This window comes from Glycomyces luteolus, assembly GCF_027622875.1.
Taxonomy (GTDB): Bacteria; Actinomycetota; Actinomycetes; order Mycobacteriales; family Micromonosporaceae; genus Glycomyces; species Glycomyces luteolus.
On the sequence record NZ_JAPZVP010000001.1, the window covers coordinates 444,430 to 449,492 of the forward strand.

General features: G+C 68.4%; 5 protein-coding genes. 2 read left to right on the top strand and 3 right to left on the bottom strand.

The genetic code is table 11. The features are described 5' to 3' along the window. The first annotated feature begins 439 nt into the window (after positions 1–439). Positions 440–2,128, top strand: a complete 1,689-nt coding sequence (locus O1R50_RS02035) for an RICIN domain-containing protein (protein WP_270108181.1) — start codon at positions 440–442, stop codon at positions 2,126–2,128. A 76-nt stretch (positions 2,129–2,204) separates the two neighbouring features. Next, on the top strand, positions 2,205–3,227 hold the full coding sequence (locus tag O1R50_RS02040) for a LacI family DNA-binding transcriptional regulator (protein WP_270108182.1): 1,023 nt from the start codon (positions 2,205–2,207) through the stop codon (positions 3,225–3,227). A 41-nt stretch (positions 3,228–3,268) separates the two neighbouring features. On the opposite strand, the gene O1R50_RS02045 is transcribed toward O1R50_RS02040, so the two are convergent. From O1R50_RS02045 to O1R50_RS02055, 3 genes are all read right to left on the bottom strand, one after another. Then, the gene (locus tag O1R50_RS02045; protein ID WP_270108183.1) at positions 3,269–4,480 is read right to left on the bottom strand and encodes an alpha-L-fucosidase; all 1,212 of its coding nucleotides are present in this window, start codon (positions 4,478–4,480) and stop codon (positions 3,269–3,271) included. 44 nt (positions 4,481–4,524) lie between these two features. Further along, positions 4,525–4,683 (bottom strand): RbsD/FucU domain-containing protein, encoded by a 159-nt coding sequence (locus O1R50_RS02050; RefSeq protein ID WP_270108185.1) that lies wholly within the window; start codon positions 4,681–4,683, stop codon positions 4,525–4,527. 136 nt (positions 4,684–4,819) lie between these two features. After that, entirely contained in the window at positions 4,820–5,008 is a 189-nt protein-coding gene (locus O1R50_RS02055) for an RICIN domain-containing protein (RefSeq protein ID WP_270108186.1), read from the bottom strand. Between the last annotated feature and the right edge of the window lie 55 nt (positions 5,009–5,063).

The following is a 5,063-nucleotide window of genomic DNA, read 5'->3' on the forward strand; positions in this document are numbered from 1 at the left end:
GTCCAGTTCTGCGGCGACTTCGCATCGCCAGCGGCCACCCCGGCCATCCGCCCCCCCGCGACCGTTCGTCGGTCGCGGCGGGTCGTTGCCTTCGCGGGCGACCCCGGGTCTCCTGCCTGTCGCCGGAGCAGGCTCGGGTCGACAGCGTGTGCGAGAGGCATGCAGGCGGTCGGCCCTTCGGCCGCTTCGCGAGGGATAACGATTTCAAATCCAGGTGGGACCGATCGGTATTGGCGAGGTCAGGCCGACGCTCCGAGATCCTCATGGATTCCTTGTCCACGCCGTCTCATATGGCGATCAAGCTTGAAATCGATGAGCACCTCCAATTTTCTATATTGACATACATGGATGATAACCTTATCTTGGATATGGGGGAGAGCGCTATCCGATTCGGGTCGTGTTCCCCGTCCGCCCCTCGCCCGGTAGCAGAAGGAGGACCATGTCCGACAATCAGATCGACCGATCACAGCCACGCGCCCGTACAAGCTTCGGAAGACGCAGCCTGCTGAAAGGCGCGGTCACCGCGGGCGCACTGGCCGCCGCAGGCGCCGGCGGCCTCGCGATCGCACAAGCCCAGGAGCAGTCCGATCCGGTAACCGCCCAAGCGTTCGCGCACCCCGGCGCGCTCCACACGCAGGCCGACCTCGACCGCATGAAAGCCAAGGTCGGCGCCGGTGCCCAACCCTGGAAGGCGGGCTGGGACAAGCTCGTCGCCAACGCCCACTCCCAGAGCACCTGGACGCCCCAGCCGGTCGAGGAGATCGTCCGCGGCAGCACCGACAAGCCCCAGAACTACTGGCTGCTCTACAACGACGCCCACGCGGCCTACCAGAACGCGCTGCGCTGGCACATCAGCGGCAGCACCGCCCACCGCGACGCGGCCGTGCGGATCTGCAACGCGTGGTCGCAGACCCTGAAGTCCATCTACTGGCCCCCCTCGGACTCGCGGCTCGCCTCGGGCATCTACGGGTACCAGTTCGCCAACGCCGGCGAACTGGTCCGCGGCGCGCCCGGGTTTGACCTGGGCCGGTTCCAGCAGATGATGAAGACCGTCTTCTACGAGCTCAACAGCGACTTCCTGATCCGGCACAACGGGACCTGCAACACGCACTACTGGGCCAACTGGGACCTCTGCAACATGGCCTCGATTCTCGCCATCGGCATCCTCTGCGACGACCAGGCCATGATCGACGAAGCCGTGGACTACTTCCACAACGGCGCGGGCGCCGGTTCGATCAACAACGCGATCCCGTTCGTCTACAACGACATCGGCCTCGCCCAATGGCAGGAGTCCGGCCGCGACCAAGCGCACTCGATCATGGGCGTCGGCCTCATGGGCGCCCTCATGGAGATGGCCTGGAGCCAGGGCATCGACCTCTACTCCGCCCGCGACAACGCCTTCGCCAAGGCCGCCGAGTACGTCGCCCGCTACAACCTCGGCTACGACGTGCCGTTCACGACCTACCGCAACTGCGACGGCATCGAGCACACCGTGATCTCGGCAGGCTCACGCGGGCAGATCCGACCCGTCTGGGAGCTGATCTACAACCATTACAGCGCCAGGAAGGGCATGAGGATGCCCAACGTCGCGCGCATGGCCGCGCTCGTGCGGGCCGAGGGCGGCGGCGGCGACTACGGCGGCAACTCCGGCGGCTTCGACGCCCTCGGCTGGGGCACGCTCGCGCACATGCGCTCCACCCCGGCGGTCGTCTCCGGCGCCACCTACTACCTGATGTGCGAACGCTCCGGGAGGTTCCTCGAGAACGGCCGGTCCACTGTCGACGGGCGCCCTGTCATCCAATGGGGCGAGAACGGCGGCACGCAGCAGCGCTGGAAGATCACCGACGTCGGCAGCGGCTACCACAAGCTCGTCTGCGAGCAATCGGGCAAGGCCCTCGACAACGGCAACTCCACAGCCGAAGGCGCGCAGGTCAAACAGTGGACCGACAACGGCGGTGCCACTCAGCGGTGGAAGATCACCGATGTGGGCGGCGGCGCGGTCACGCTCACCTGCGAACGCTCCGGCATGCTGCTCGACAACGGCAACAAGGAAGCCGACGGCGACATCGTGATCCAGTGGCCGAACAAAGGCTCCGTACCGCAGCGCTGGCGCCTGATCCGAGTCTGACGCGATGGAAGCAGCAGGGGCCGAGCGCGAAAGCGCTCGGCCGTTTCATCGCCGAGAGAAGGTTATCCTCGAACCCATGACCTCCCCGAAGTCGTACCGCGCCCCCGTTCTCGCCGACGTCGCAAAGGTGGCCGGTGTCTCGGTGCCCACCGTCTCCCGCGTGCTCAACGGGACCAAGAACGTCGCCCCAGAGCTGGCACAGCGTGTTCTCGCCGCGGTGAAGGAGCTCGGCTACCGGCCGAACAGCGCCGCCCGCTCACTGCGGTTGAGCCAGCCGAACCTGATCTCGATCATCGCTGAGGCCACGACGTCGACCTACGGTTACGCAGGCACGCTCCGCGGTGTCGAGACCGCCGCGCAGCAGGCGGGCATGTCGGTCTCGATCACCATCGTCGCCTCCGATGAGGACGAGTCGGTGAGTCGCGCGGTCGACCTCGCCCTGTCGCAGCCCGTCGGCGGAGCGATCGTGCTGGAGTTCCGTCGCGCCGGTATCAAAGCCTCACGGGCGCTGCCCGAATCCTTGCCGGTCGTCGCCGCCGGAGGCGGATCGGAGCGTACGGACGGCACTCTGGCGGCGTTGATCGATGAGGCCGCGGGCGGGCGCCAGGTCACGGAATACCTGCTCCGGCAAGGACATCGAACCGTTCACCACATCGCGGGGCCCACCGGCGGCAAGACCTCGGGCCGCACCGAGGGCTGGCGCGCCGCCCTTCAAGACGCCGGTGTCGAAGTCCCGACGGTGATGAGCTCCGAGTGGGACGCCCTCGCCGGTTACCGCTGGGGCGAGCGGATCGCCGGTCGCGACGACGTGACCGCCGTGTTCTGCGGCAACGACGAGATCGCCCTAGGCGTCATGCGTGCCCTGGCCGACCGCGGCATAGACGTCCCGGGCGATGTCTCCGTCGCCGGATTCGACGGCCATCCCCTAGTCTCGCTCTGGCGCCCTTCCCTGACCACGGTCGAACAGGATTTCGAGGACCTCGGCGCCCGGGCGTTCAACCTGCTGTCGCGACGCCTCCAAGGCGAAGGCGACCTGCAGTCCTCGGTGGTCAAGCCCCAACTGGTGGTCCGGGAGTCCACAGCACCGCCGCGGCGCTGACGCTCGAGGACGCCACGGGGGCGCCCTCGAGCGGCGAAACGCTAGTCCGGCAGGGCGATGCGCACGACCTCATGACCGGGCGCGGTGACGTCGACGGCCTCGGGGCGGTCGGCGACGACCACCAGCCGGTCGCCGCTCGCCCAATGGCGGCACCAGTTCCCGTCTGCAGCGGAGACCGTGACCGCATCGGCCCCCGGGTAGCTCCGGTCGGCGGTGTACGGCTTGAGCGCGGACATCCATCCGGCCACGCCGTCGAGCGTGCGAAGCTGCACGTCCGGGATGCGGCCGGACGCGTCCGGTCCGACGTTGAGCAGCAGCCGACCGCCCCGCGAGACCACGTCCGTGTAGTGCTCCGCCAGCGCGCGCGGGCTCAACGTCAGCGATTCGTCCTCCACGTGGTTGTAGCCGAAGGAGGAACCGAGACCGCGGTTGTGCTCCCAGCCGACCCCGTCCTCCTTCTCGCGGCCCATCGAGTACTCGCTCGTGCGGTAGTCCCAGACATCCGCGCCCCAGCGGTCGTTGACGATCCCGTCGGGGACGACCTCGCGGTAGTGGGCGATCAGCTCGTCGAGCGAGCCGTCCTCCTTGCCGGTTTCGGGCCACTCGATGTCGTTCCAGAGGACCGACGGCCGGTAGCGGTCGATCAGGTCGCGGACGTGAGCGGTGGCGTAAGCCGCGTAGGCCGCGTCGTTGGGGCGGTACCGCCAGATGTCGTCCACCTCTACGATCGGCGGGAAGTCGGTGATCGACCAGTCGAGGCCGCCGGAGTAGTAGACGCCGAAGCGCATCCCCTCCGCGCGCACGGCGTCGGCGAGCGGGCCGAGCAGGTCGCGCTTCGGGCCGCGGTCTACGGTGTTCCAGCCTTCACTGCCGGGGGCGTCCCACAGCGTCACGCCGTCGTGGTGCTTGGTGACGGGCACGACGTAGTCCGCGCCGAGCGAGGCGAACAGCCGCGCCCATGCGGCGGGGTCGTAGTCCTCGGCCTGCCACTGGTCGAGGAAGTCCTCGTAAGGGGCCGAACCGTAGACCTCCGCGTGGTGCGCCGCCGCGGGCGAGCCTTCGATGCGGATGGTGTTGGCGTACCACTCGGAGTAGGAGCTGTGCTTGAACCAGCCGCCTTCAGGCTCCTCCTCACCCGCGATGTGCTCGGGCTCGGCCCAGGCCGGGACCGCGTACGGTCCCCAGTGGATGAAGATGCCGAGGCTGGCCTCCCGCGCCCATTCGGGAAGGCGCTCGCGGTGCTTACCGGTCATGGTTCAGTGTTCCTTTCGTGGCGTCACGCCGGCGACGCCGACGGTCAACAGCAGGTTCGCGTACTGGCGCTGGTCAGCGCCGCCGCCGGATTGGTGTGCGTCGAGCAGGGGAAGTGCCAGTCCGCGAGGAGGATCCGCGACCCGTGCCCGGCCGCGGCCAGCGCGGCGAGGAGCGGCGGGTGGACGAGACCGCAGGTGAGCATGGCGTCCTTTCGATCGACGGCCCCCGGCCGTCACCCGTCGAGCGTACGAACGGCCCCGGGCGGCGGGAAGGGGCGAATTCACCGACCAGTGGTCGGTTTTCACCCTCCCCGCCGTCGGGGCCCGTTTGGACGCAGGTCAGGCGATCCGCCACTCCTGGATCGCGCCGCTGTCGCAGCTCCGGAGGGTGAGCGGGGTGCCGTTGCCGGTGGTCCGTCCTCTGGCATCCAGGCACAGTCCGTTGTGGATGTCCACGGCGTGGGCCTCCTTGGGGGCCACGAAGACCGCGGCGGCGGAGGCCAGTGCGATCGCGGCGCCTTCGGACAAGGGTTTGATCCTTCCCCGAAACGGGGATTGTGAAGCGGGAGAAGATCGGCGCGGG